This is a genomic window from Acinetobacter lwoffii (assembly GCF_029024105.1).
Classification (GTDB): Bacteria; Pseudomonadota; Gammaproteobacteria; order Pseudomonadales; family Moraxellaceae; genus Acinetobacter; species Acinetobacter lwoffii.
The window spans coordinates 2959830-2983851 of record NZ_CP118963.1 but is presented as its reverse complement, the minus strand read 5'-3'; the positions used below and the strand labels follow the sequence as shown (position 1 = coordinate 2983851).

Genomic DNA, 24022 nt, shown 5'->3' with positions numbered 1-24022 from the left:
CATGTACAAGGTAAATACTTAACAAGCCGCTGCATAACGGCGTTCAAAGATAGACTCAATCTCTTCAAAACAGCGGTCACGTAGCACATCATGATGCAGACGTGCATAAAAATTGACTTCATTTTCCAGAATGTGCAGAAAGTCCTCATAGTCTTTTCGGAAAAAATCCAGGTCGAGCAAATCGTTACGGCGTGCCTGATGACAGCGATACTTTTCAATAAATTTCAGCAGATGTTTCTGGATATGCGTGTTGGTATGGTAAATCAGATAAGTGGCTGCCGAACCACAATCTAGACAGCCTTGTTCCAGATAGATTTCTTCATTGTTGAACCAGCAACATTGCAGGGTAAAAAATGCCCGAATAGCTTCGGTGCCTAAAGTGTCCATATTGTCTGCCTCTTTCCGGGATTGAATTTATTAATTGATAATTATTCTCAATTATTGTGCGGCAATTTTGGGCTTATAGCTAGGTCTAGCGTAGTGGCCCGTTCTATCCTTGTTTTTTTCAGACTAAGCCGTTTTTATGATCGGTTTATGACAGTAGAAATTTTTTTAAACGGCTATAACCAAAAAGCCCTGTCTTAAACAGTAATGCCAGTCAGTTAAGCAAAAAAAGTTAAAATGCTGTAAAAAGAGCGTATGTAAATACGCTCTTTTTTTATGAATTTATCTCAGAATCTAGATTTAACATTAAAACAAACCCTACCTTCACTTTCACAATTCAGTGAATTGATTGATTTAAACTGGATTGAAGATTGCTTAGACCAAACAGGTAAAGCATCAATTCGAAAAAGAAAACTGCCTGCTGAACATGTTGTTTGGCTGGTAATCGGACTTGCTCTATTTCGAAATCAACCGATTTGGTATGTGGTTCAACAATTGCAACTTGTTTTCGGTACGGCAGAATACTGTGTACCGAGTGCATCCGTACAAGCAAGACAACGCTTAGGCTTAGAACCCATGAGTGCTTTATTTTCGACATTAAGTCAGGCATGGTTTAAAGACTCACAACAACAATATAGCAACTTTCACGGTCTATGCGTTTGTGCTGTAGATGGTGTGGTTTGGTCTATGCCTCATACAGAAGAAAACTTTAAGCACTTTGGTTCATCCAAAGGCAAAACAGCAGCTGCACCTTACCCACAAGTTAGAGCGACTTGCCTGGTGAATACCAATACCCATGAAATGATTGATGCCCAAATGGGTAGTATGGATCAAGGTGAATTAACCTTAGCCAGTCAATTAAAAGCACCAGTTCGCAGTATTACCCTATTTGATCGTGCTTACTTCTCTGCTGATTTTTTAGTGAGCTGGCAATCTCAGGCAGAAGAGAGTCATTGGTTGATGCGAGCAAAGGACAACCTGCGTTATGAAGTGATTCATCATAATGCGGCCCATGACTTTCAGATCAAAATGCCTGTTTCAGCAAGAGCAAAAAAGATAAATCCGTCATTGGGTGACTATTGGGAAGCACGTTTAATTGAAGTTGAATATGCAGGAAAAATAAGACGTTACATTACATCATTAACAGATTCTAAAGTTTATCCATTCAAAGACCTTGCAATGCTTTATATCCAGCGTTGGGAAATAGAAATGTGTTATCGGGAAATTAAAAGTGATTTACAGGATGCAAGGATTTTAAGAAGCAAACAACCTGATTTGGTCTATCAAGAATTGTGGGGGGTATTTATTGCATATAATATCTTAAGAAGACAGATGAGGTTTATCGCTGAACATGCAAAGGTGAGTCCTTTAAGGATCAGTTTCCATATTGCATCTATGAGTATTATCAATATCTTAAGGCACACACCTTTAGAATCAGCAGGAAACCTACCCAAACATTTAGCGCAATTATTTGAACAATCTAAAATATTTGTATTACCTGAAAAAAGGCAAAGGCAATGTCCGCGAGTAGTGAAAATTAAAGCACAAAAATATCCAAGAAAATGCCAGTCAATTTCTTAACTGACTGGCATTACTGTCTTAAACAGGGCTTTTTTTATTCGTCCGTCTTATTCATCCAGACCAGGCCACTGGCGTTGCTCAAAGGCACTATGCCAGAATAACCATTCCAGACGGGCAGCATGCGTATAAGCTGCATGCATTTTTTCCAGTGTATCTGCATCGACACGCGCCGCAACACGGTCAACGGTCGCAATCACATTCCGTACCGCAGTGTGGAATTCCTCTCCTGAATAGGTATCTACCCAGGCTTGATACGGATTATTCGGCGCAGAGTTGTCGACAATATCTTTACCAACTTCGGCATAAATCCAGAAACAAGGCAGCAACGAGGCCAGTACCACCGGGTAGCTTTCTGACCAGGCGGTCGAAGTCAGATAAGAGGTATAGTGATGACACGCCAGAGTCAGCGGGGTATTTTCAAACTGCTCTTTGCTAATGCCGAAATCCTGCATAAAGCCATCATGCAGGCTACGTTCCACCACAATCGCAATTTTGGCTGCCTCGGCAAACTGAATTACATCGTCCGCTTCAAAAGCTTTGGCGGCACACACGGCCAGTGCACGGCCATAGGCCAGTAAATAATGCGCATCCTGAATCACATAATGACTAAAGGCTTCACGGCTTAAAGTACCTTGCGCCAGTTGCTGATTAAAGGGCAGGGCCAGGGTCTTCTGATAAAGTCCGAGATTACGTTGCCATACCTCTTGTGAAAAACTCATGCTGAAAATCCTTCGCAGTTCAAGTTAAACCATGCGGCACTATAGCAAAGATCGGGCTGTTTAAAAGATCGGCAAATTTTAAAAACAGAAAATAAGATAAAACAGCTCAGGAAGTGCTTTGGTTTATGCGCTAAAAGTTTCATAATTAGCTTAACTTTTCCTATTCGTATTGCTGCTCTCTCGCAGCCATACATTTATTTAATTTATCCAAGGTCGTTGTGTATGTTGAAACATTTTGGTTTCTCGATTGCATTTTCGATCGTGTGTCTTGGTTTGTCTGCATATTGGGGTTATACCCATGGTCCTGACGCAGGCCTGCAAACCATGCTCACAGCGCTGACCATTACCGCTATTCTGGCGATTATGGAAGTGTCGTTGTCTTTTGATAACGCGGTTGTCAATGCCTCAGTCCTACGGGGTTGGGATCATTTCTGGAAAATGCTGTTCCTGACAGTCGGTATTCTTATTGCAGTCTTCGGGATGCGTTTGATCTTCCCGGTGGTTATTGTTGCAGTGACTGCAGATCTGGGCTTTATGGAAGTGGTACGTCTGGCCTTGAATGATCCGAAAGAATATTCAGCACGTTTAATGGCACATCATCCTGAAATTGCTGCTTTTGGTGGTGCTTTCCTGTTGATGGTATTCCTGAACTTCTTCCTGGATGAAGAAAAAGACACGCACTGGTTTAGACGCGTAGAACGCCGTCTGTCCAATTTGGCCAATGTGCCGGCAATGTCGGTGTTTATTGCACTGGTGGCTTTGTTAATCATGGCAGCCAATGTCGATGAAGCCAAGCGTCTGGCAGTGACTATGGCGGGGATCTGGGGCATCGTGATTTATATCGGGGTGCAGGTTCTGAGCCATATGCTCGGTGGTGAACCGGAAGTCGATGAAGAAGGTAATGCCATTCGTCATGATGAAAATGGCGTACCGACCGGTGTAGTGAAAGCCGGTATTGGTGGTTTCCTCTATCTAGAAGTCCTGGATGCCTCTTTCAGTTTTGATGGCGTGATCGGTGCCTTTGCGATTACCTCAGACGTGGTCATCATCATGCTGGGTCTGGCAATTGGTGCGATCTTTGTCCGTTCAATGACGATTTATCTGGTTGAGCAGGGCACATTGGATGCCTATATCTACCTGGAACATGGTGCGCATTATGCCATCGGTGCACTGGCTTTCATTATGATTGCCAGCGGAACCGGTCTGCATGTACCAGAAGTGGTGACCGGTCTGATCGGTGTGGCTTTTATTGTCTGGGCAGTATTCGCCTCGATTCAGTACAAGAAACGTCAGGCGGCTTTAGACAAATAAAGCGCTGTCCCTGAATGAAAAGCGTAGCTCCGGCTGCGCTTTTTTGTTTTTAGATCGGCATCATCTTTATTTCAAATAAAATTCATATCTTATTAATGAGCTGAATGTCCTATAATCTGGGCTCCAGATTAATTAACCCAATCGCCATAATTTATGATGAATGCTTTAGAACGTCGTTCAACCTTTGCCCTGAGCAGTATTTTTGCACTGCGCATGCTGGGGTTGTTTATGATTATCCCGGTATTTTCTGTGGCAGGGCAGGCATATCAATATGCGACGCCTGCACTGATCGGTTTGGCGGTCGGGGTCTATGGTCTGACCCAGGCACTGTTACAGATTCCATTCAGCCTGATTGCGGACCGTTATAGCCGTAAGCCACTGGTGGTTTTAGGGCTGCTACTATTTGCGCTGGGCGGTGCAATTGCGGCCATGTCGGACACCATTTATGGCGTGATTATCGGCCGTGCGATTGCTGGTGGTGGTGCGGTATCTGCTGTGGTGATGGCACTGCTGGCAGATGTCACCCGTGAAGAAAACCGCATGAAAGCCATGGCAATGATGGGCATGAGTATCGGCCTGTCTTTTGTGGTGGCTTTTAGTTTGGGGCCTTGGCTAACGGGTCTGGTGGGCATCTCTGGGTTGTTCTGGGTCACCACGGTGATGGGCCTGGCGGCGATTGCCATGCTGTTGATGGTGCCGAAAGTCACGCGGCATCATAAAAACTTTCAGCAGGGCTATCTGGCACAGTTGAAACAGGTAATCAAAATCGGGGATCTGAATCGTCTGCATGTGTCGGTCTTTACCCTGCATTTATTGCTCACCGCCATGTTTATCTATGTGCCTTCACAGCTGATCGAATTTGCTGATCTGCCACTGTCCAGTCATGGCTGGGTATATTTGCCGCTGTTGGTACTGAGCCTGTTTTTTGCTTTTCCGAGTATTATCCTGGCAGAAAAATACCACAAAATGCGGGCGATTTTTCTGGTGGCCATTACTGGCATTATTCTGGGTCTAATGGTGATGGCATTTGGTTTTGAATCCAAATATGTCTTGCTGATTGGTTTAGGGTTGTTCTTCATTGCCTTTAATGTGATGGAAGCCCTGTTGCCGTCTTGGTTGTCGAAAGCGGCACCGATCCAGTCCAAAGCGACGGCAATGGGCGTAAATGCCAGCAGCCAGTTTTTAGGGGCTTTCTTTGGCGGTATGATTGGCGGACAATTGCTGCTGCTAAACAATACCTCGATGGGCTGGACTATCCTGACAGGAATCGCGATCATCTGGCTGCTGATGAGTTTTGGCCTGGCTCAGCCACGCTATCTGTCATCGCTGGTACTGCGATTGCCGGAAAGCAGACAAACTGACGAATGGACTTCTCAGCTTTTGGCGATTCGTGGTATTGAAGAGGTCGTGGTGATGTCTGAACAGCAAGTTGCCTATGTAAAAGTCGATAAACAGCAGATTGATGATGCTTCGCGACAACAATTAACGCACTTGTTGGGTAAAGAGGTAGCCATTTAAGCATAACTCTTATAAAGTAAAATACAGAAATATATAGGAAGTAAACGGCAAATGCGTGGTGTAAATAAAGTTATTTTAGTGGGTACTTTGGGTAAAGATCCGGAAACCAAAACTTTTGCAAATGGTGGCTCTCTCACTCAATTTTCGATCGCAACCAGCGATTCGTGGACAGATAAAAGTACCGGTGAACGTAAAGAACAAACGGAATGGCACCGTATCGTGTTGCATAACCGTTTAGGTGAAATTGCGCAGCAATATCTTCGTAAAGGCTCAAAAGTATATATTGAAGGTTCATTACGTACCCGTCAGTGGACTGACCAGAATGGTCAGGAACGCTATACGACGGAAATTCGTGGTGAGCAAATGCAGATGCTAGACTCTAGCCGTCCTCAAAATGATCAGGGCGAGAGCAGCTTTAACCAGCCACGCTTTAATAACAATAATCAGGCGAACAACAACCAGGGCGGTTATGGTAATAACCCGCAATCGGGTTATGGTTCAGCACCACAGCAAGGCGGTTTTAACAACAACCAGGGCGGCGGTTATGGCAATAATAACCCGAGTGGTTTTGCGCCGAAATCTGCACCTGCTCCAACAGCAGCGCCTGCAGTAGATCTAGATGATGACTTACCTTTTTAATTTATTAGAACGGTAAATCATCATTAAAACCCACCTGAATACGGTGGGTTTTTTATGTCTTGAATATTTGTATTGAGTTTGCATAAAGCCCGACTTATTAAAAGAATCATAAATCTTAAAACATCAGGTTGCTTTTGATCGGAACAACTCTGCATCGAGAAAATAAATAAGATGAACAATACTCATAGAAATTTATGATCTAAAAAAGCGATCATTTTTATAAAAACTTGCGGTTTTACCTATTTCGAAATTTTTCGTATTCTAGCTTCACAAGATAAGCAATCCCAGAAATAAGCCAGAGGAAATATCTCATGAGTTTAATCAATACTGAAATCCAACCATTCAATGCAACTGCTTACCACAATGGTCAGTTCATTGAAGTTTCTGAGCAAGACCTGAAAGGTAAATGGTCAGTGGTGTTTTTCTATCCTGCAGATTTTACCTTTGTTTGTCCAACTGAATTAGGCGATCTTGCTGATCAGTATGCTGAATTCCAGAAAATGGGTGTAGAAATCTATGGCGTGTCTACCGATACTCATTTCACTCATAAAGCTTGGCATGATACCTCTGACGTGATTGGTAAAATCCAGTATCCATTGATTGGTGATCCAACCTGGACTTTGTCTAAAAACTTCGAAGTACTGATTGAAGCTGAGGGTTTGGCAGATCGTGGTACTTTCGTGATTGATCCAGAAGGTAAAATCCAGATCATTGAAATCAACGCGGGTGGTATTGGCCGTGATGCACAAGAGCTTCTGCGTAAAGTGAAAGCTGCACAATATGTACATGCGCACCCAGGTGAAGTTTGTCCGGCAAAATGGAAAGAAGGTGAAGCAACACTTGCTCCATCAATCGACCTGGTGGGTAAAATCTAATTCAAACCTAGTTCTTTGAAGCAAAAAATCCAGCACAAGTTGCTGGATTTTTTATTTTTTTAGTTTAGAGATTTATGAATTCTAGACAAAAACATCATGCCATTTGATTTCTATTTGAGAACAAAATGAGAATTGAGGAATTGCACTCTATGCTTTTTAAGCGGCTTATGAGAGGCAATCAAGTAAGCGCAATACCCTGCTGCATGATTGACTAGGCATGAAAACAAAGAAGCCTCTGCTTTCGCAGAGGCTTTTATTTTATAAGGCGCTGTAGTTTCTTGTCGTTTTAAACAATTTTCGCATAAACGCATCTGAATGGAACCGGATGAATTTATGGTTTTCTTATACTGCGAATCATAGGTATTTAAAAAGTATTTGTCAACCAAGGATTATAAAAATGGTTAATTAAATTATTTGTTTTTAAAGCGAATTTTCAAGTTTTTAGATAAAAATATGAATAAAATCTTAGATTTGATGGAATTTTAACTAAGGCAGAAAAATGAATAAAAAGCAGGTGAAATTGAACAAAAAGGCCTTTACGAAAAACATATATTCTGGAAGATTTTAATAACCTGTTTGATTGGCGCATGGTACATAATTTCTGTAGTTTTTCAATGACGGATGATCAGTTTGGATATCGCAGTAATTGGTAGTGGCATGGCCGGACTGGCTACAGCCAGAATTCTCCAGGACGCAGGGCATCACATCACGATTTTTGAAGCACTTCCAGGTCGCGGCATGGACAGTCATAGCCTTGAATTTGAAGGGGGCCTGATTGACGCACCTTTACGTGTGATGAACCCCTATCTGTGGAAAAACACCCTGAGTCTAGCCACACATCTGGGCATTAAAACTTATCCGGTGCGGACCTATATGGCCTGCAGCTGGTTATTTGAAGATAAAACTGAAACCTGGCTGACCACATCGCGTAGCCGAATTGGCAATATCCCGATCATCAATAACCGGAAAGGCCTGCAACAATATGGCTGGCGTCTGGTCAAAGGCCTGTTGCAGTTAAAAGTTGCATTGACCAAATTCTTTAAATCGAAAAATCAGGACATCAGCCTGGCAGAATTTATCAATCGTAACGAGATTGAAGAAGTGTTCTGGCACGGTGCGGTGATGCCGGTGCTATATACCATCTGTACCTGCAATCCGAAAACCATTGGTGAATGGCCAGCTAAACCGTTGTTAATTTTTCTGCGTCAATTAACCGATGGCGATGCGTTACTGCGTCTGCAAGGCGGTACACCAGCGTTGGTCGATAAGCTGATTGAAGGCATTCAGATTGAAGACGGTTCAGCAATTACACTGGTACAAGAGCAGGGCGATCAGGTCAAAGTTGAAAATGCGGCCGGTTATTCAAAACTGTTTGACCGGGTGATTGTCGCGACACCGACCACCAAAATTGAGGAGTTCCTGGATCCGGTACAATTCGCCAGTGAAATTGAATTATTGAAGAAATTCAAATTCGAACAAGGCGAACTGGTGATTCATACCGATGCCAGCGTAATGCCGCCAAAACGTAAAGACTGGGCCGTACTCAGCTATATGATGGACCGTAAATTTACTCGTCAGCAATTTACCGTGTGGCTTAACTCGATTGAACCTTCTTTGGTTGGCAAGTCGGCCGTGTTTCAGACCTGGCGTCCGGTAACCGAGATTGATCCGAAGAAAGTGATCAAATCGGTAATGCTGACACGTGCAGTCGTCGATGCTAATACGGTGGCACTGAATAAGGAATTGCAGCAACGTCATCTGGATGCCAACCGTAAGGTCTTCTTCTGCGGTTCATGGTCATGTGACGGTTTGCCGATTCTGGAATCGGCAGTGACCTCAGCGATGAAGATTGCAGAAATCTTTGGTGCGCCTTTACCATTTCAGGGTTTAAAACCTGTGGTTGAGGTTGCTCCGCAACTGGGTTATTAATCCATGCAATGGCTTCAGGCACTGCGTCAGCATCTTCCCCAGCACAAGTATGCAATTGATGCCGCTGTGTTGGGCGATCACGCGCAATTGCCCTGGAGCAATTTAGGGTATTGGCAAGCCGGTCAGCAGGATTATGCGGCTGCCTGTCGTATGCTGGCCGATCACCTTGCGCAAACTGTAAATTTAAATTCAAAAGATAAATTGCTGGATTTGGGCTGCGGTCAGGGCGCCAGTTTGCTGTACTGGCAACAAGACTATCAGGTGCAATATCTGGCTGGTGTCGAGCTACAGGCTGCCTGCGTGGCGAATATTCAGCAATATTTACCAGAACTGAATGCCATTTATCAGGCGTCATTTTTGCGTTTAAAAGAATTGCCATTTTCCCAGCGTTTTGATGTGGTGCTATGCCTGGATGCAGCTTATCACAGTCCTGTGCCTGTATTCTTAGAGCAGGTCCGCAGTATTTTAAATTCAAATGCGCGGATTGGTTTTCATCATCTAGTTTTGTCCGAGCGCTGGGAAAATTTAAATGCCTTGCAACGGCGTAAATATCAGTTTTTATTGAAATCTGCCGATGTGAATTTAAAAGATTTAATGACAGTGGGGGCACTATATGCCTGTCTGGATCGCTTTGAATTTAAAAATATTCAGATTCAGGATCTGTCCGAGCCGGTATTTTCCGGCTTCGCTGATTACGTGCAAAAAACTTTGAATTCAAAAGCATCAAATGATCAGGTTCAAGGCTCAAAACTGGATCATTTTAAAATTCAGATGACAGCGAAACTATGCCGAAAATTATATCAGGAAGGGATCATGAGATATGTGCAAGTGACGGCACAATCGAAGCACTAGAAAGTGTAAGAAGACTCAGCTGAAAATACCAAAACCCAGAAACATCAAAGCCTCACTAAAAAGCGAGGCTAAGATATGGTGCCGGCACACGGATTCGAACTGTGGACCTACTGATTACAAGTCAGTTGCTCTACCAACTGAGCTATGCCGGCATGGTGGAGTGCATTTTACAGATTTTTTTTGGCCACGCAAGCCAAAAAATAACCGTTCAATCAGTTTCGGCAGGATTTGTTTATTTTGACCAGATGGATGAAAAGTTCTGTTTTTGACTATGTGCAAAGAAATGGCCCATATGTGAAGATATGGGCGAGGGTGAAAGCACAGGAATGGTTATGGATATGAGTCGGTTATACGGTTTATCTGTTTTTCAGGATGCGATCTAATTCTTGTGCACATTCCTCTAAAGTAAAGGCCATATCAAACTGCATTTGAGGTTTGAGTTCTTGAGCGAGGCTTCTCCACTGTTCGATGAGTCTCAAGGCTTTTTGAATTTTATGTTTATTGATGTCCTTGGCAATGGTTGGGGTATAACCGCCACGTTTTGCATTTTTAATCTGTTTGGCATAGTTTGCGCTGTTATTCATGTTCACTCTCCGAATAGCAGTGTATCTATTTTTAACTTCAAATTTGAATGGCTCGGTTTACTTGGTTATTTCTTTCTATCCTGTGGTTTTTATTCTCCTTTTAGTTAATTTATAAGCAACATAACATAGCTTTGATGACAATAAAATTAAGCTATTTCTGTGCCAGTTTTTTGTTTGAACACATAAATAAAAACCTGAAATGAATGGCGTACAGAAACTACACAATTCATCAGTTTTTTGGTTGATGAAAAATGAAGATTTTTAAAAATAGAATTGAGCGTAAGTGTTGTGTTGCAAAAGATTTTTATGAACGAGGACTGGTATTAATTCAATGCCTTTGCCTAAGGCGATAGATAATAATATTTTAAGATCTAAGCAGATAATTTTTTTTACTGATGGGATGATGGATAAAATTAAATATAAAAAAACCCGAATCATGTGATTCGGGTTTTTAAATTCTGGCGGTGAGAGAGGGATTCGAACCCTCGAAACGCTATAAACGTTTACACACTTTCCAGGCGTGCTCCTTCAGCCACTCGGACACCTCACCATAGGCCGAGGATAATAGCGAAAAAAACCAGCTGTGCCAAGCTGAAACAATTGATTTGCGGAAAAACTTTTAATGCGGTGCTATGATTCGCAAAAATGCTTGTTAAAAACGAAGACAATATATGCAAAGCACTGCACAAAAGGCGGCTCTCCCGGTGATTACACTGGCTGCGCTTGGGGTCGTTTTCGGAGATATTGGTACCAGTCCGCTCTATGCACTGCGCCAATGTTTCCTCACCGCACATCTTGCCATTAGCGAAGCTTCTGTACTCGGCATCCTGTCCCTGATTTTCTGGTGCATGATGCTTACCATCAGCTTTAAATACGTCATGGTGATCATGCGTGCCGATAACAACGGCGAAGGTGGGATCATGTCACTACTGGCATTAAACCTGCGTACCACACGAATCTCTGATCAAAAGAAAATATTCCTGATTGCTTTGGGCTTTGTTGGTGCCTCACTATTTTTCGGTGACGGGATTATTACCCCAGCAATCTCCGTGCTATCAGCCATTGAAGGCCTGAGTATTGCCACGCCCATTTTCAATCAGTGGTTGGTGCCTTTATCGATAGGGATTCTGGCCGGACTGTTTATGGTACAGCGACACGGCACAGCCACGATGGGCAAATTTTTTGGGCCTTTAACCATGCTCTGGTTTTTGTCCATTGGCGGTTTTGGTTTGTGGAGCATTATCCAGACCCCATTTGTACTCTGGATGGTGAATCCCTACTGGGCCTATCATTTTGTAGTTGACCAGCCTTATGTGGCTTTTCTGACCATGGGGGCGGTGATTCTGACCATGACTGGGGGTGAAGCGATTTATGCCGATATGGGGCATTTTGGCCGTCTGCCGATTCGTCTGGCCTGGTTCATTATTGTCTTGCCCTGTTTATTATTGAATTATGCCGGGCAAGGCGCCTTGTTACTGCGTAGTCCTGAAGCACTGGCGAATCCTTTCTATATGCTGCTGCCAGACTGGGCTTTGTTCCCGATGATTGGACTGGCGACTGCGGCGGCGGTGATTGCCTCACAGGCGGTCATTACTGGCGTATTTTCTATGGTCAATCAGGCCATTCAATTGCGTTATTTGCCGCGCCTGTCAGTCAAGCATACCTCTGCATTGGAGCGTGGTCAGATTTATCTGCCTTTCATTAACTGGATGCTGTTTATCTCGGTGCTGATCCTGATTTTACTGTTTGAAAATAGTGCCAATCTGGCCAGTGCTTATGGTGTTGCGGTGACCATGACCATGCTCTGCGGCACCATTCTGATCTCGATTCTGGCTTATGGATTCTGGCGTTGGCCGGTCTGGAAAGTAGCTTTATTTGCTGTGCCATTCCTGGCACTGGATTTAGTCTTTGTGGCTTCAACGTCCTTGAAAATTACTTCGGGTGGCTGGGTGCCAATTCTGATTGGTGCGGTACTATTTACGATTCTCATGACCTGGAAAGACGGGCGTGCGTTGGTGCTGAATCGTCTGGAACAGGATGCCTTGCCGATTGATCTGTTTATTAAAAGTATTTCGATGGGCGAAGGTACCAAATTTGTGCCAGGCGATGCCATTTTCCTGACAGGCACACCAAATATTGTTCCGCATGCCATGCTGCATAATATTAAACACAATAAGGTCTTGCATGAACGCAATATCATGCTGACGGTGATTACCCGGGATATTCCTTTTGTCGACAGACAGGAGCGGATTGAACTGGAAAAACTGAGTGAGCACTTTTACCGGGTGTTTATCTATTATGGTTTTAAGGATCAGCCGAATATTCCGGAAGCTTTACAACAGGCCTATGAGCAATGGAATTTTGAATATGACCTGATGCAGATCAGTTTCTTTATTTCACGTGAACGGATTATGCATACTGTGGGTGAGGGCATGGCACCGTGGCGGGAAAAGCTGTTTATTTCTATGCAGCGCAATACCAGTCCGGTCAGTGATTTCTATCAAATTCCACCCAACCGTGTGGTCGAGCTGGGCACCCAGATTCAGATGTAAATAAAATAAAAAGCATAAAAAAAACCAGAGGCACACTCTGGTTTTTTTATGAGAGAAACAATAAATAAATGAGTTTCAGATTATTGTTCGAGTTCTACCGCAGCCGGCACTTCAGGTGCAGCATTCAAAGGTTCTTCCATCAGTACTGGCTCTGCATCAGATTGAGCTGCAATTTCAGTTTGTTCATTGCTCACATCTGCTTCAGTCACAGCCGCTTGTTGCTGTGCTTCAGGCATCGGTTGTTCTGAAGCAATAGCTGCTTGCTGTTGCTCTTCAGACATTGCTGGTACAGCTGCTTGTTGTTCTTCCAGTGTTGGTTGTTGTTGAGGCGTCGTCATAGACGTGCTGGCTTCTACTTCTGATTCAGTGGCTGGTTCAACCAGATTGGCCGGCACCTCTGCTTCATTCATACCTGGTTCTGTGACAGGTGGTTGAGGAGAAACAGTACCTGAATTTGGTGCCTGAGTCATTGCTGGATCATTGGGCATTGGTGCCTGTGTGTTTGGCATGGCTGGTTGCGGTGCTGCTGCACGCGGATCGACCAGACGAATCTGACCAGAGTTCACCAAGCTTTCTAAAGAGGCTTCCTGACCATTCACCTTGGTACTAATTTTAGCTTTAGACAAGCTTTCAAGTGTTTCACCTGGTTGAACCGGTGGCTCAGCAAATGCAGCTACGCTGATCACACTTGTGAATAATCCTAAACCTAATGCTTTAGAGAGTTTGGAATTCATGATTGACACCATTGCTAATAATTGTACGAATTGAGATAGGCCGTTAGCTTTACACACTCAATCTACTGAGCCAAACAAAGCTACGCAAACACCGAGAAACCTCATTTAAAAAGAAATAAAATTAGACAGTTTGTTACAACTGCCCGGGATTTTGGATACTTATTGTTTATTTAGTAAACGAATGGTAGAGCCAAGATATACTTCACTTATACAGCTTGTTAAGCTCGGTCAAAATCTGTATTGATCTAAAAAGTACGTGTAAGAATGGCCAAGAAGCAGCGTAAACCCAAGAACTCTTTTTTTCAGTTTTTAAATGATAATAGTATTAAAGTCATTCTGGGCGTGGTGGCTTCGAGCAGCTTCGCCATCGCTTTTGGTCAGGAAAAAATCAGTCAGTGGGTGTCACTATCCTCTTCCAGTGATTCTGCCTGTCTGAACCAGTTTTATCGTGATGTACCGCCATATTTGATGAAAGACAGCCTGAAAAAAGACAGCTATTCGCTGTGTTTTAATGGCTTTAATGTCGGTTATTCCGGGGTATCTAAAACGCCACTTTGGGTTGCAGAAGCCTTAACGCCAGCACGCTTAAGCCAGAAAATTCCCCGTGAAGATAATTTTCATGAAGAAGATCGGGTCAGTGCGAAGCATCGTGCCACATTGGCGGATTATCGTGGTTCAGGTTATGACCGCGGTCATATGGCGCCGAATGCGGATATGCCTAACAAGGCTGCGCAGTCTGACAGTTTTTCATTGGCCAATATGGTGCCGCAAGCGCCCAAGAATAATCAGCAAGTCTGGCGTGAGCTGGAAGAAGCCACTCGTGCCATTGTGACCAAGCAGAAACAGGATGTTTATGTGGTAACCGGGCCGGTCTTTGCCGGGAAGAAGCTGAAAACCATTGGCAATGGCGTGATTGTGCCAACCGCGGTCTATAAGGCGGTTTATATGCCGAAAACCGGTGCTATTGGTGCTTACTATGCACCGAATGACAATTCACTGAAAGTGCGTATTGTCAGTGTCTGCTATCTGGAAGAACAGCTTGGAATTAACCTGTTCCCGCAGCTTACCGAAGAACAGAAACGCAATACCTATAAGCTGCCACTGACTGGAAATGCCGTAAAAGCCAACCAGAAAATTGAATACTCTAATTGGGATGCAGAAAGCCAGTGTGCCGAAGAGGTTTCTGAAGAAAACCTGCAGGCATTACAACGCGAGTTTAAGTCTTCTGGTTCAGGCAGCTCGACCTCCTCAGCGACTGGTGGCGCGATAGACAACGCGACACAAGATGCCATCGTAAAACAGCTGATTGATGCCTTGTTGCAATATATTTTGCAGCTGTTGAAATAAGCTTGCTGAAAAAACCAGGATTCGGGTAGCATCGACATCAGACGTTCATGGAAAAATAACAAAGACAGGTGAAGAGGATATGTTTAAAGCATTTGAAAATGGCAGTGAATCCCATGCCATTCATGATCTGACTTTGGAAAATGATCTAGACTGCGTCAGCCTGTATGGCAACTTGCAAATCACCAAGGATCAGCAGGGACTGAAAGTGGCCAAAGCCTTGCAGGCTTTTCTGAATGATGTGGTACAACAACTAGAAAACACGCCGGACTTGCCAGAAAAAATTCAGCGTGATGATCTGGATGAAATTGAAAATCCATTTTTATAAGCATTTTTAAGCGCGATGATCTGCATGCTCCATGTGAAACATGCAGAAAAATGGTATTTAGAAATCCTGACTTTTTAGAAGGCTTTTATTGAAAAGCTTAATTTCTCTGCTCCCGTAATATCTCCAAACACCAGCCAGAATGTGCCGAGCAATTCGCCAAGATATTTATCAATTTTTTAAGTCCTTATTTTTATATTTATCATCAGGTGATAGGGGACAGGGATTAAAATCGTCAACCCTGCTTGAAGCCCGTATATCAAACGAACATGCTGGTAGTTTAAGCAGCTGGCATATTCTGTTGGCGCCACTGCTGCGGTGTCAGCTGGGTCCATTGCTTAAAGGCACGCTGAAACGCACTTTGTTCGGAATAACCGAGTAACATGGCGGTTTCCTGCAAACTCAAGTGCGGATCTTTCAGATATTGCATAGCCAGCATGCAGCGAATCTCCTGCATACATTGCTGATAAGTTTTGCCCTGTTTTTGTAAATGGCGTTGTAACTGACGCACGGAAAAATTCATCTGCTCGGCAATATGTTTGATCTGGAACAGGTTTTTTTGCAGGCCAATTAGAATCGCCTGTTGCAGCTGCTGATCTACCAGAGTGGAGTACGGGAATTTTTCTAATAATGCTTTGGCCTGTTGCATCAGCAGTTTTTGCAAGGTCTGGTCGCCCTGTTTCAGTGGTCTGGACAGTTCACTGACATGCATCAATACCTGATTTCTGGCTTGAGAAAAGCGGACTTTACATCCGAAATACTGCTCATAGAGTGCAATATTTTTAGGTATTGCATGCTGGAAATGCACTTCATATAACTGAACACCGTGCGGGTTCTTAACATTGGCTTTTACGAATTCCGTCATTAGCGCAATCGCGATTTCATCGGTCAATTGGGTATTTAGATGAAACGGAACTTCAACCCAGCCAATCGACACATAATCACCTTCCCACTGCAGCTGAAGTGGGCCGCCATCATAAATCAGACGATGATAATCATGATAGCGCATAAAGGCTTCACCCAAGGTCTCACTTGAGAGCGCCAGATAGCCAATAATACCGAGGTGTTTAGCTTCAACCAGTTGGGCGATTTCCAGACCTAAAGCCGGTCGTTGCAGCTGTTGATCAAGTGTTGTTAACAGATCACGCCACAAGGCGAAATCAAAGCGTTCCAGATTTTGAATGGCCAATAATTTCTCAGGGACTTCAAGCTGTTTCAACTGATAATAGTCCAAAAGTAAATGTCCTAAACCACCGTATACTGAACCTACGTAGTTTTTTAGAACCAGCATTTTTAATTCTTTTATTTTGTCGTATTTTGTCAATCATATTGAATATTTTGGTCAATATCTAGTTTTTTATTTAGCCTATATTAAAAATAGACCAAGAGGTAAAAGATCATGTGGAAAGGTTTTCTGGCAGGACTTGTCGTCGCAAATGGATTTGAATGGTTTGCGCATAAATATGTATTGCATGGTGTTCATCGTCCGGGAAAAAGCCGTTATAGTCCGGTACCCGAGAGTATGCGCTCACACTGGGAGCATCACCGGATTGTGCGAAAAACGGAATTTTCCGATTTCGGCTATGTAGAAGGACTGGACAACTGGCGTACCCGCAATGAAATTGCATCACTGGCAGTGGTCGCGACCGTTTTTGGACTCAGTTTTTATCCATTCTCCAAAGGCATGTCACTGGCTGCCTTATATAGTACAGGCAACTATTATTATTTACATCGCCGGGCTCATCTGGAACCGGAATGGGCCAAAAAGAAATTGCCCTGGCATTATGATCATCATATGAATAGTAATCAGGATGCCAACTGGTGCGTCACCAAGCCCTGGTTTGACTATCTGCTGGGAACCCGGGTGATTTCCTCGGCAGATTTGCAGGAACAGAATCCTTTAGGTCTGAGCTTGCCCGCACCGATCTCGAAAAAACTGAACCGTTGGGCAGAGCAATATTTTCCGGTTAAATCGGCCGATGCTTCCTCTAAAATGAGGAAAAATACTGCAAAAAATACGGTAATGAAGCAGTTAAATACGCAGGTTATGGAGTAAAGCAGGGCTTTGTCGTGATTTGTCAATAAAATACGATTGTATTGTCAATATTGTCCTGTGAATTTCACTTATATTTGCTCCTGTCGGTGAGCAGAGCCTCATACTGATAATGTTTCTGGGTGTAATGAGTTATTTTGAATACCAAGTGCTGTAGTCTTATCTTGGTTTTATAAGGAGTCGAAAGACTCCTTTTTTTTGTCCCGTATTTGCTGTGTTATTTTATTTAAGGCATAAAAAAAGAGTGTTTATAAAAACACTCTTTAATTAAATCATCATCTAAAACGGCTTAGAGGCGCATTTCAATGCCTTGGGCTGCCATATAGGCTTTCGCTTCCGGAATGGTGTGCTGGCCAAAATGGAAAATTGAAGCTGCCAGTACTGCATCAGCACCACCATGGATAATGCCGTCCGCCAAATGCTGTAAATTACCCACACCACCAGAAGCAATCGTCGGTACCGTGACGCGGTCATTGATGGCACGCATCAGGGCAATGTCGTAACCGGCTTTGGTGCCATCGGCATCCATCGAAGTAATCAGTAATTCACCTGCGCCGAAGTCAGCCATTTTCACAGCCCATTCAATCGCATCAATCCCGGTTTCTTTACGGCCACCGTGGGTGAAAATTTCCCATTTGTGGTCGCCAGTTTTTTTGGCATCAATTGCAACAACGATACACTGTGCGCCAAAGCGTTGAGACGCTTCCTGCACAAACTCGGGATTATAAATCGCAGCCGAGTTGATGCTGACTTTGTCTGCACCGGCATTGAGTAATAGACGGATATCTTCGACTTTACGTACACCGCCACCGACAGTCAGGGGTACAAAAACCGATTCGGCCATGCGTTCTACTGTACGATAAGTGGTATCGCGTCCATGATGTGTAGCGGTAATATCAAGGAAAGTAATTTCATCGGCACCTTGTTCATTATAACGGCGCGCCACTTCGACCGGGTCACCCGCATCACGAATATCAAGGAACTGGACACCCTTGACCACGCGGCCGTTATCCACGTCCAGACAAGGAATAATACGTTTAGCTAGCATAAATTTTTCCAATTATTACAGCCGATTATGAAACTCACCCACGCAAGCGCTACACCTTGGCAGATGGAAACGGTATTCTAGCAAAATTATGTAAGTTTTTTCGCAGGTTTTCTATGTCGGTTTATACCACTTTGACTTTAAAGGAAGTTCAGGATTTTGCGGCGCCTTATGGTTTAAAGGTGATTGATCTGATTCCCATTCAAGGCGGTATTCAAAATACCAACTACTTTTTAGTCTGCGAAGACCAGCAATATGTGCTGACCGTATTTGAAGATATGGATGAACAGGCAGCAGGTGAGCTGGTTCCTGTTTTAGAACATCTGGGTCACGCCGGGTTGGCCGTTCCAGTGCCTTTATCCCATTCAGGCAAAGCCATTCACAGTATTAAAGATAAACCGGCACAGATTGCACCACGCCTGATGGGTGAACATCCGATGCCATCTACCGTCGCGCAGGTTGAAGCGATTGCAGTGGCTCAGGCGAAAATGCATGTGGCACTCAAAGACTTTAAATTAGAACGTAATTTTGTGCGTGATCATGCCTATTGGCTGGCCGTTTCTCAAGAGATTAAACCAAGTTTAAGTCCGGCAGATAAAGTCTTGCTCGGTAAATTATTAGGTTTATATGAGGCGTTGACGGCGGTATATCCGGATCGTCCACGTGGTTTCATTCATTCGGATCTGTTCCGGGATAATACCTTATTTGATGGCGATCAGCTGAATGGCATTCTGGATTTTTATGAGCTGAATAAAGATGAGTGGTTGTTTGATATCGCCATTACGTTAAATGACTTCTGTACCGAATATCCTGACGTAATCTTAAACGAAGAAAAAGCGATTGCCTTTTTAAATGCCTATGAAACGATTCGTTCTTTAACCAGTGATGAACGCGCTTGTCTGGAATTGTATCTGGCTATGGCAGCAGGACGGTTCTGGATGATGCGTCTGCAGGTGGCTCAGCGTAATGCAGCATTAGGCCGTACCGGCGAAGATATTTTGCAAAAAAATCCGGATGAAATGCGTAATATGCTGATTGAACGCTTAAAATTCGTCACCGCTTAAACAATCAAATCAACAGGGATAGGGAATATGCGCGATCAGGGACGCTTAGTGGAATGGTTTGATGACCAAGGCTATGGTTTTATCCAGCCCAGTGATCCGGCCAAAGATCGCGTATTTCTGCATATCAAGGACTTTGCCAAGCCTGGGCCACGTCCAATCGTGGGCTGTGCGCTGGATTATCTGGTCATTCTGGATGAACGCGGCCGTTATCGTGCGCAGCAGGTGATGTACCTGAAAGCAGTACAAGCCAAAAGTCTGCAAGCAAAATTCAAACCCTCCAAGCCACAGCAGACACAGAAATTACAGCCGATGCAGATTGCCTGTGTGGCCTATATTCTTTTACTGGTGGCTTTGACCTTGGGTGGTTTACTGAGTGGACTGGTGTTGTTGCTGGTCAGCCTGATGAATGCGCTCAGCTACTGGCTTTATGCCCAAGACAAAGAAGCAGCCCAGTTGGGCAACCGTCGTATTCCGGAAAATACTCTGCATCTGGTGGCTTTCTTGGGCGGCTGGCCAGCAGCATGGCTGGCACAGCAGAAATTACGGCATAAAACACAAAAACAACCTTTCCGGCAGATATATTTTTGTACCATAGTCTTTAACATCATTTTGATTATATGGCTAATTTCCCCATTGAATAGTTTAAATATCTAGGGGGAAGTACTAGGAGGGGACGTGAACTATTCCATTGATAAAGATTCAAACCGCACACTGACTTTTGCACTGTACATTTTATATATTGTGGCCATTTTTAGTGCTGGCCTGCTGGCTCTTGTGGCGTTGATCATTAACTATGTGAAACGGCACGATGTGCGCGGTTCCATCTTTGAAAGCCATTTTACCTGGCAGATCCGCAGTTTCTGGTGGTATCTGTTCTGGAATATCGTCGCCTTTATTCCATTTTTCTTTTTGTTCTTTACCGGTGAAGATCCTAACCTGTTTGCAGGGGTCGCATTTGGTGCATCCGCGTTCTGTTTAGTGGTGGTGGTTTTGGCCTGGATCTGGATTGTGTATCGGGCGATTCGCGGCATCATGCGCTTAAATGACAATAGACCGATGTATAGCAAATAATTTTAGCCGTATTTCCCTAGAGAAAAAAATCCCTCTTTTTCAGGGGGATTTAGCGGAATTAAGAAAGATCTTGCTTTAATTCTTCTGTTGGTTGTTTTCTTAAAAACTTCGGTTTCCATTCACTGGCAATCACGCCCAGTACCACCAGCAATCCGCCTAATAAAGCCAGTGACGGTAAACGTTCTCCGGCCAGACGGCCAAACAGGGCTGCCCATACCGGTTCGCCGGCATAGATAATCGCTGCCTGTGATGGGTCGACCATGCGCTGCGCCCAGTTCATCACCAGTTGAATCAAGGCACTGGCAATGCCCAAACCGACTAAAATTCCTGCCAGATGCCAGTGGAATTCAGGTAGCTGAGATTCACCTAAAACAGGTGCGATCATAAAGCAGAACAGGGACGCAAAAATCAGTTGCAGCACGGTGACCCGGCGTACATTCACCTGCTCGGCAAAATGGCTGATAAAAATAATCTCCAGTGCAATCGCAATCGAACCGAGCAAAGTCAGGGTTTGCCCGAAACTGAGCTGAATCGCAGCAAAGCCATTTCCTGTCAAAAACACCAGACCGATAAAGGCAAACAGTGCTCCGATCCAGGTCATGACATGCGGTTTTTTACGGAACATTAACCAGAGCAGGACTGGAACCAGTGGAACATACAAGGCGGTTAAAAAAGCCGATTCGCTGCTGCTGATGGTCTGCAAGCCCACAGTTTGAGTGCCGTAGCCAATGGCGATCATGATGCCAATCACCGCGCCAGCGAACACTTCTTTCAGGTTCATGCCTTTTAGCGACTTCAGTGAAATCAGGGTGACAGCAAGCGCTGCCGCAGCAAAGCGCAGGCCGACAAACATAATCGGACTGCTAAAATTTAGCCCGTATTGCACAGTAATAAAACTGCCGCCCCAGATAATGGTGATCAGGATCAGGGCGAGTTGCGGTGCTTTTACCATCCAGCCGGAGTGATTTTTGGAAATAAGTGTAGACATGCCAGGAGATCAGAAAATTAAAAAAATAAAAAAGAGGTCCGAAGACCTCTTTTACAGCAGACTTAATTATAGCGCCTGTTGCTCATCTAGCAACAACTGTGCTTCACGCAAGCTTAATGTACCTTCGTAAATCGCACGGCCGGTAATTGCACCTAAAATACCCGGTTGGTCTTTCAGGTTACGCACGTCATCCAGATTGGTCACGCCGCCTGAAGCAATCACAGGCAAACCTGAGTATTGCGCCAGATTCACGGTTTGCTCAATATTCACACCCTGCATCATGCCATCACGCGCGATATCCGTGTAGACAATGCTTGACACGCCAGCATCGGCAAAACGTTTCGCCAGGTCAGTAGCCTTGACATCAGTCACATTGGCCCAGCCATCTGTTGCTACCATGCCATTCATGGCATCAATCCCAACAATAATATGACCAGCAAATTTTCGACATGCTTCTTCAACAAATTCAGGATCCTGAACTGCTTTGGTGCCAATGATCACAAAAGAAACACCGGCTTGCAGATAATGCTCAATGGTTTCCAGAGAACGGATACCACCACCAATCTGGATCGGCAAATCAGGTTGAGATCGGACAATGGCTTCAACCACTGGCTTATGGATTGGTGTACCTGCGAAAGCACCGTTTAAATCTACTAAATGTAAGCGGCGAGCGCCTTCATTTACCCAATGCTGTGCTGTTGCGACCGGATCGTCTGAAAATACGGTATCGTCTTCCATACGACCTTGCTTTAAACGGACACATTTGCCATCTTTCAGGTCAATTGCAGGGATGATCAGCATGCTTTCGCTCCTTGCTTAATCTTTAGAATGAATTTGAGTGTATTCATCTTAGCAAATAAAGTCGAAATTTCTAACTCTTAAACGGTATGAATAAAGAAAACCTGTCCATAGATAGGTAGCAGTGAGGTAATTTATTTTGCTCGTTTTAATGATTTTAATGATCCGTCTCTTGAATGGAGATCAGATTTTCCATAACGGATCGTGTACTGAGCTGGTCGATAACCGAAGCTGTAAGACCTGTTAAAGTCACAGCTCTCTCATCGAACGCGTTCATCACAGCTTTCATGCGTACATCAAGTTGCCAGTACCAGCAGGCCATGCAAGCACTTAAGCCGTCGATGAAGGACGGATTCTTAATTTCAGTGAAGTATTGGGAATCTCTTTGGGTAAGAGACCCCGCCGCAACAATTCTTCAAATACCAGCACGGGCGCATAGGCATCTGCTGCTGCATAATCAATTTGTGCCGGGCTGAGCTTCTTGCTGGCCCAGTTCGAGGTACTAATCCGTTTGGATTTAGGAAAATTTACTTGAAATAGCAAAGCCATGGCATTTTTTAATCCGATCGGATTGTTTAAACCAAAAGCTTTAAAACATTTGGACAGTTCAATCACACTATTCAGTTCAATGCCTTTTTTACGGAACAGGTGCGCATCATTTTTCAGGCCAAAACCGGCCTTGATCTGCTCGCGACTGGCAAAGATCGGTTTAAGAAAATCCCAGATCGAATCATTCATTTGAAATAAATAGGCTTTATCTAAAGTGGCCAGCTGAATCAGATGTGGCCCGGTAGAAACCTCACCAACTTTAAAGGTCGGTTTGGATTCAGAATCGAAACCCAGGACTGCATGGCTTTTTAGCTCCTGTGCAAGGGCATGACACTGTTCCAGACGATTAATCACCTGAATCTGTTGCATCGGAAGATTTTTAAATACAGGAAAGGTCTGAATTTGTTCCTTGCTTGGTAAAGTATCCAGCAGCTGTTGCATAAGCTTCAATCATGAAATGAATGCGTTCAGCTTAATCACTTTTCCTGTTCTAGGCAAAAATAAAGCCCATGAAGAATGGGCTTTATGCAGAATTTAAATAGGTTTAATCAGTGTGATAGCTACTCTGTTCGATCTGCGCCTGTTGAGCACGTTCAACATAATTCTGATAAGCAGGGACAGCAAAGGCGGCCAAAATAACCGCGAGTACCAGATACAGCACCACCAAAAGCGTTTCCCAGCCACGTGTCGTGCGTGGAGGGCCATATTCATTACTTTCGTTGTGACTGGGTGCCAATAACAGGTAAAGTGTAAAGACAAGGTTTACGACCGGCACAAAAATCAGTAAAGAAAGCCAGCCATTATGATTACGGTCATGTAAACGACGAATTAAAAAAATCACGCTAAAATAAATCGCAACGCCGTAGATCAAAACCAACAGCACCATTAAAGGCATGGACATTTTACCATCTAAAGTCTCTGGACTCATTCCAGGTAAAATGAAAGCAGCAATGATCCCGATGATCATAAAGCAAAAACCCAGCAGCATATTCCATGCGATATACGAACGTCGCCCAAAACGTCCTGATGCATTCCACCCCGAATCCTGAATTGTATTACTCATTATTTTTCCTTTGTTTTCATTAGATTTTTTATAAGTAAGTCTAT

General features: G+C 44.0%; 25 protein-coding genes and 2 tRNA genes. 14 read left to right on the top strand and 13 right to left on the bottom strand.

The features are described from left to right. Positions 1-18: 18 nt before the first annotated feature. A complete protein-coding gene (locus PYW33_RS14365) occupies positions 19-387 on the bottom strand; it encodes a hypothetical protein (RefSeq protein ID WP_004281385.1) in 369 nt (122 codons plus the stop codon). Positions 388-660: 273 nt separating this feature from the next. On the opposite strand from PYW33_RS14365, the gene PYW33_RS14360 reads away from it, so the two are divergent. Further along, on the top strand, positions 661-1965 hold the full coding sequence (locus PYW33_RS14360; protein ID WP_004282307.1) for an IS4 family transposase: 1305 nt from the start codon (positions 661-663) through the stop codon (positions 1963-1965). 47 nt (positions 1966-2012) lie between these two features. On the opposite strand, the gene tenA is transcribed toward PYW33_RS14360, so the two are convergent. Continuing rightward, a complete protein-coding gene (gene tenA / locus PYW33_RS14355; RefSeq protein WP_004281386.1) occupies positions 2013-2684 on the bottom strand; it encodes a thiaminase II in 672 nt (223 codons plus the stop codon). Between the two features lie 222 nt (positions 2685-2906). On the opposite strand from tenA, the gene PYW33_RS14350 reads away from it, so the two are divergent. The 6 genes from PYW33_RS14350 (at position 2907) to PYW33_RS14325 (ending at position 9808) form a co-directional block, all read left to right on the top strand. Next, entirely contained in the window at positions 2907-3995 is a 1089-nt protein-coding gene (locus PYW33_RS14350) for a DUF475 domain-containing protein (protein WP_004647275.1), read from the top strand. Between the two features lie 153 nt (positions 3996-4148). Beyond that, positions 4149-5513 carry an MFS transporter gene (locus PYW33_RS14345; RefSeq protein ID WP_016807025.1) on the top strand — a complete coding sequence of 455 codons (1365 nt, stop codon included), beginning with the start codon at positions 4149-4151 and terminating at the stop codon, positions 5511-5513. Positions 5514-5564: 51 nt separating this feature from the next. Continuing rightward, entirely contained in the window at positions 5565-6152 is a 588-nt protein-coding gene (gene ssb / locus PYW33_RS14340) for a single-stranded DNA-binding protein (RefSeq protein ID WP_004647277.1), read from the top strand. A 311-nt stretch (positions 6153-6463) separates the two neighbouring features. Beyond that, the gene (gene ahpC, locus PYW33_RS14335) at positions 6464-7027 is read left to right on the top strand and encodes an alkyl hydroperoxide reductase subunit C (RefSeq protein WP_004647278.1); all 564 of its coding nucleotides are present in this window, start codon (positions 6464-6466) and stop codon (positions 7025-7027) included. A 621-nt stretch (positions 7028-7648) separates the two neighbouring features. Further along, positions 7649-8956 (top strand): FAD-dependent oxidoreductase, encoded by a 1308-nt coding sequence (locus PYW33_RS14330; protein ID WP_004647280.1) that lies wholly within the window; start codon positions 7649-7651, stop codon positions 8954-8956. A gap of 3 nt (positions 8957-8959) precedes the next feature. Further along, the gene (locus PYW33_RS14325) at positions 8960-9808 is read left to right on the top strand and encodes an SAM-dependent methyltransferase (protein WP_004647281.1); all 849 of its coding nucleotides are present in this window, start codon (positions 8960-8962) and stop codon (positions 9806-9808) included. Positions 9809-9884: 76 nt separating this feature from the next. Here the strand turns inward: PYW33_RS14325 and PYW33_RS14320 are convergent. The 3 genes from PYW33_RS14320 to PYW33_RS14310 all read right to left on the bottom strand — a co-directional run bounded on the left by PYW33_RS14320 (position 9885) and on the right by PYW33_RS14310 (position 10942). Then, a tRNA-Thr gene (locus PYW33_RS14320) sits at positions 9885-9960 on the bottom strand. 204 nt (positions 9961-10164) lie between these two features. Next, on the bottom strand, positions 10165-10392 hold the full coding sequence (locus tag PYW33_RS14315; protein ID WP_004647282.1) for a hypothetical protein: 228 nt from the start codon (positions 10390-10392) through the stop codon (positions 10165-10167). A 459-nt stretch (positions 10393-10851) separates the two neighbouring features. Then, a tRNA-Ser gene (locus tag PYW33_RS14310) sits at positions 10852-10942 on the bottom strand. Between the two features lie 121 nt (positions 10943-11063). On the opposite strand from PYW33_RS14310, the gene PYW33_RS14305 reads away from it, so the two are divergent. Next, positions 11064-12944 carry a potassium transporter Kup gene (locus tag PYW33_RS14305; protein WP_004278669.1) on the top strand — a complete coding sequence of 627 codons (1881 nt, stop codon included), beginning with the start codon at positions 11064-11066 and terminating at the stop codon, positions 12942-12944. A gap of 80 nt (positions 12945-13024) precedes the next feature. Here PYW33_RS14305 and PYW33_RS14300 read toward each other — a convergent pair whose 3' ends face one another. Continuing rightward, on the bottom strand, positions 13025-13678 hold the full coding sequence (locus PYW33_RS14300) for a hypothetical protein (protein ID WP_004278668.1): 654 nt from the start codon (positions 13676-13678) through the stop codon (positions 13025-13027). A 264-nt stretch (positions 13679-13942) separates the two neighbouring features. Between PYW33_RS14300 and PYW33_RS14295 the strand changes: the two genes are divergently transcribed. After that, complete coding sequence (locus tag PYW33_RS14295) at positions 13943-15025, top strand: DNA/RNA non-specific endonuclease (protein ID WP_004278667.1); 1083 nt, start codon at positions 13943-13945, stop codon at positions 15023-15025. Positions 15026-15104: 79 nt separating this feature from the next. After that, entirely contained in the window at positions 15105-15350 is a 246-nt protein-coding gene (locus PYW33_RS14290) for a hypothetical protein (RefSeq protein ID WP_004278666.1), read from the top strand. A 277-nt stretch (positions 15351-15627) separates the two neighbouring features. Here the strand turns inward: PYW33_RS14290 and PYW33_RS14285 are convergent, their stop codons facing one another. Beyond that, positions 15628-16638, bottom strand: coding sequence for an AraC family transcriptional regulator (locus PYW33_RS14285; RefSeq protein WP_004647283.1), 1011 nt, complete (start codon positions 16636-16638; stop codon positions 15628-15630). 108 nt (positions 16639-16746) lie between these two features. On the opposite strand from PYW33_RS14285, the gene PYW33_RS14280 reads away from it, so the two are divergent. Beyond that, positions 16747-17403: a sterol desaturase family protein gene (locus PYW33_RS14280; protein WP_004278664.1), complete on the top strand. Its 657-nt coding sequence runs from the start codon at positions 16747-16749 to the stop codon at positions 17401-17403. Between the two features lie 286 nt (positions 17404-17689). On the opposite strand, the gene hisF is transcribed toward PYW33_RS14280, so the two are convergent. Continuing rightward, positions 17690-18448: an imidazole glycerol phosphate synthase subunit HisF gene (gene hisF / locus PYW33_RS14275; protein WP_004647284.1), complete on the bottom strand. Its 759-nt coding sequence runs from the start codon at positions 18446-18448 to the stop codon at positions 17690-17692. Positions 18449-18561: 113 nt separating this feature from the next. On the opposite strand from hisF, the gene PYW33_RS14270 reads away from it, so the two are divergent. The 3 genes from PYW33_RS14270 to PYW33_RS14260 are packed head-to-tail and all read left to right on the top strand — an operon-like array spanning position 18562 to position 20580. Then, a complete protein-coding gene (locus PYW33_RS14270; protein WP_004647285.1) occupies positions 18562-19509 on the top strand; it encodes a homoserine kinase in 948 nt (315 codons plus the stop codon). A 27-nt stretch (positions 19510-19536) separates the two neighbouring features. Then, positions 19537-20163: a DUF1294 domain-containing protein gene (locus tag PYW33_RS14265; protein WP_004278661.1), complete on the top strand. Its 627-nt coding sequence runs from the start codon at positions 19537-19539 to the stop codon at positions 20161-20163. A gap of 21 nt (positions 20164-20184) precedes the next feature. Continuing rightward, entirely contained in the window at positions 20185-20580 is a 396-nt protein-coding gene (locus tag PYW33_RS14260) for a DUF4870 family protein (protein ID WP_004278660.1), read from the top strand. Positions 20581-20638: 58 nt separating this feature from the next. On the opposite strand, the gene PYW33_RS14255 is transcribed toward PYW33_RS14260, so the two are convergent. The 5 genes from PYW33_RS14255 to PYW33_RS14235 form a co-directional block, all read right to left on the bottom strand. Continuing rightward, complete coding sequence (locus PYW33_RS14255) at positions 20639-21568, bottom strand: DMT family transporter (RefSeq protein WP_004647287.1); 930 nt, start codon at positions 21566-21568, stop codon at positions 20639-20641. A gap of 66 nt (positions 21569-21634) precedes the next feature. Further along, entirely contained in the window at positions 21635-22369 is a 735-nt protein-coding gene (hisA, locus tag PYW33_RS14250; protein ID WP_004278658.1) for a 1-(5-phosphoribosyl)-5-[(5-phosphoribosylamino)methylideneamino]imidazole-4-carboxamide isomerase, read from the bottom strand. A 154-nt stretch (positions 22370-22523) separates the two neighbouring features. Further along, on the bottom strand, positions 22524-22688 hold the full coding sequence (locus tag PYW33_RS14245) for a hypothetical protein (protein WP_004278657.1): 165 nt from the start codon (positions 22686-22688) through the stop codon (positions 22524-22526). Between the two features lie 8 nt (positions 22689-22696). Continuing rightward, positions 22697-23356: a 3'-5' exonuclease gene (locus tag PYW33_RS14240; protein ID WP_004647288.1), complete on the bottom strand. Its 660-nt coding sequence runs from the start codon at positions 23354-23356 to the stop codon at positions 22697-22699. 103 nt (positions 23357-23459) lie between these two features. Next, a complete protein-coding gene (locus PYW33_RS14235; RefSeq protein ID WP_004647289.1) occupies positions 23460-23978 on the bottom strand; it encodes a DUF805 domain-containing protein in 519 nt (172 codons plus the stop codon). Positions 23979-24022: the final 44 nt, after the last annotated feature.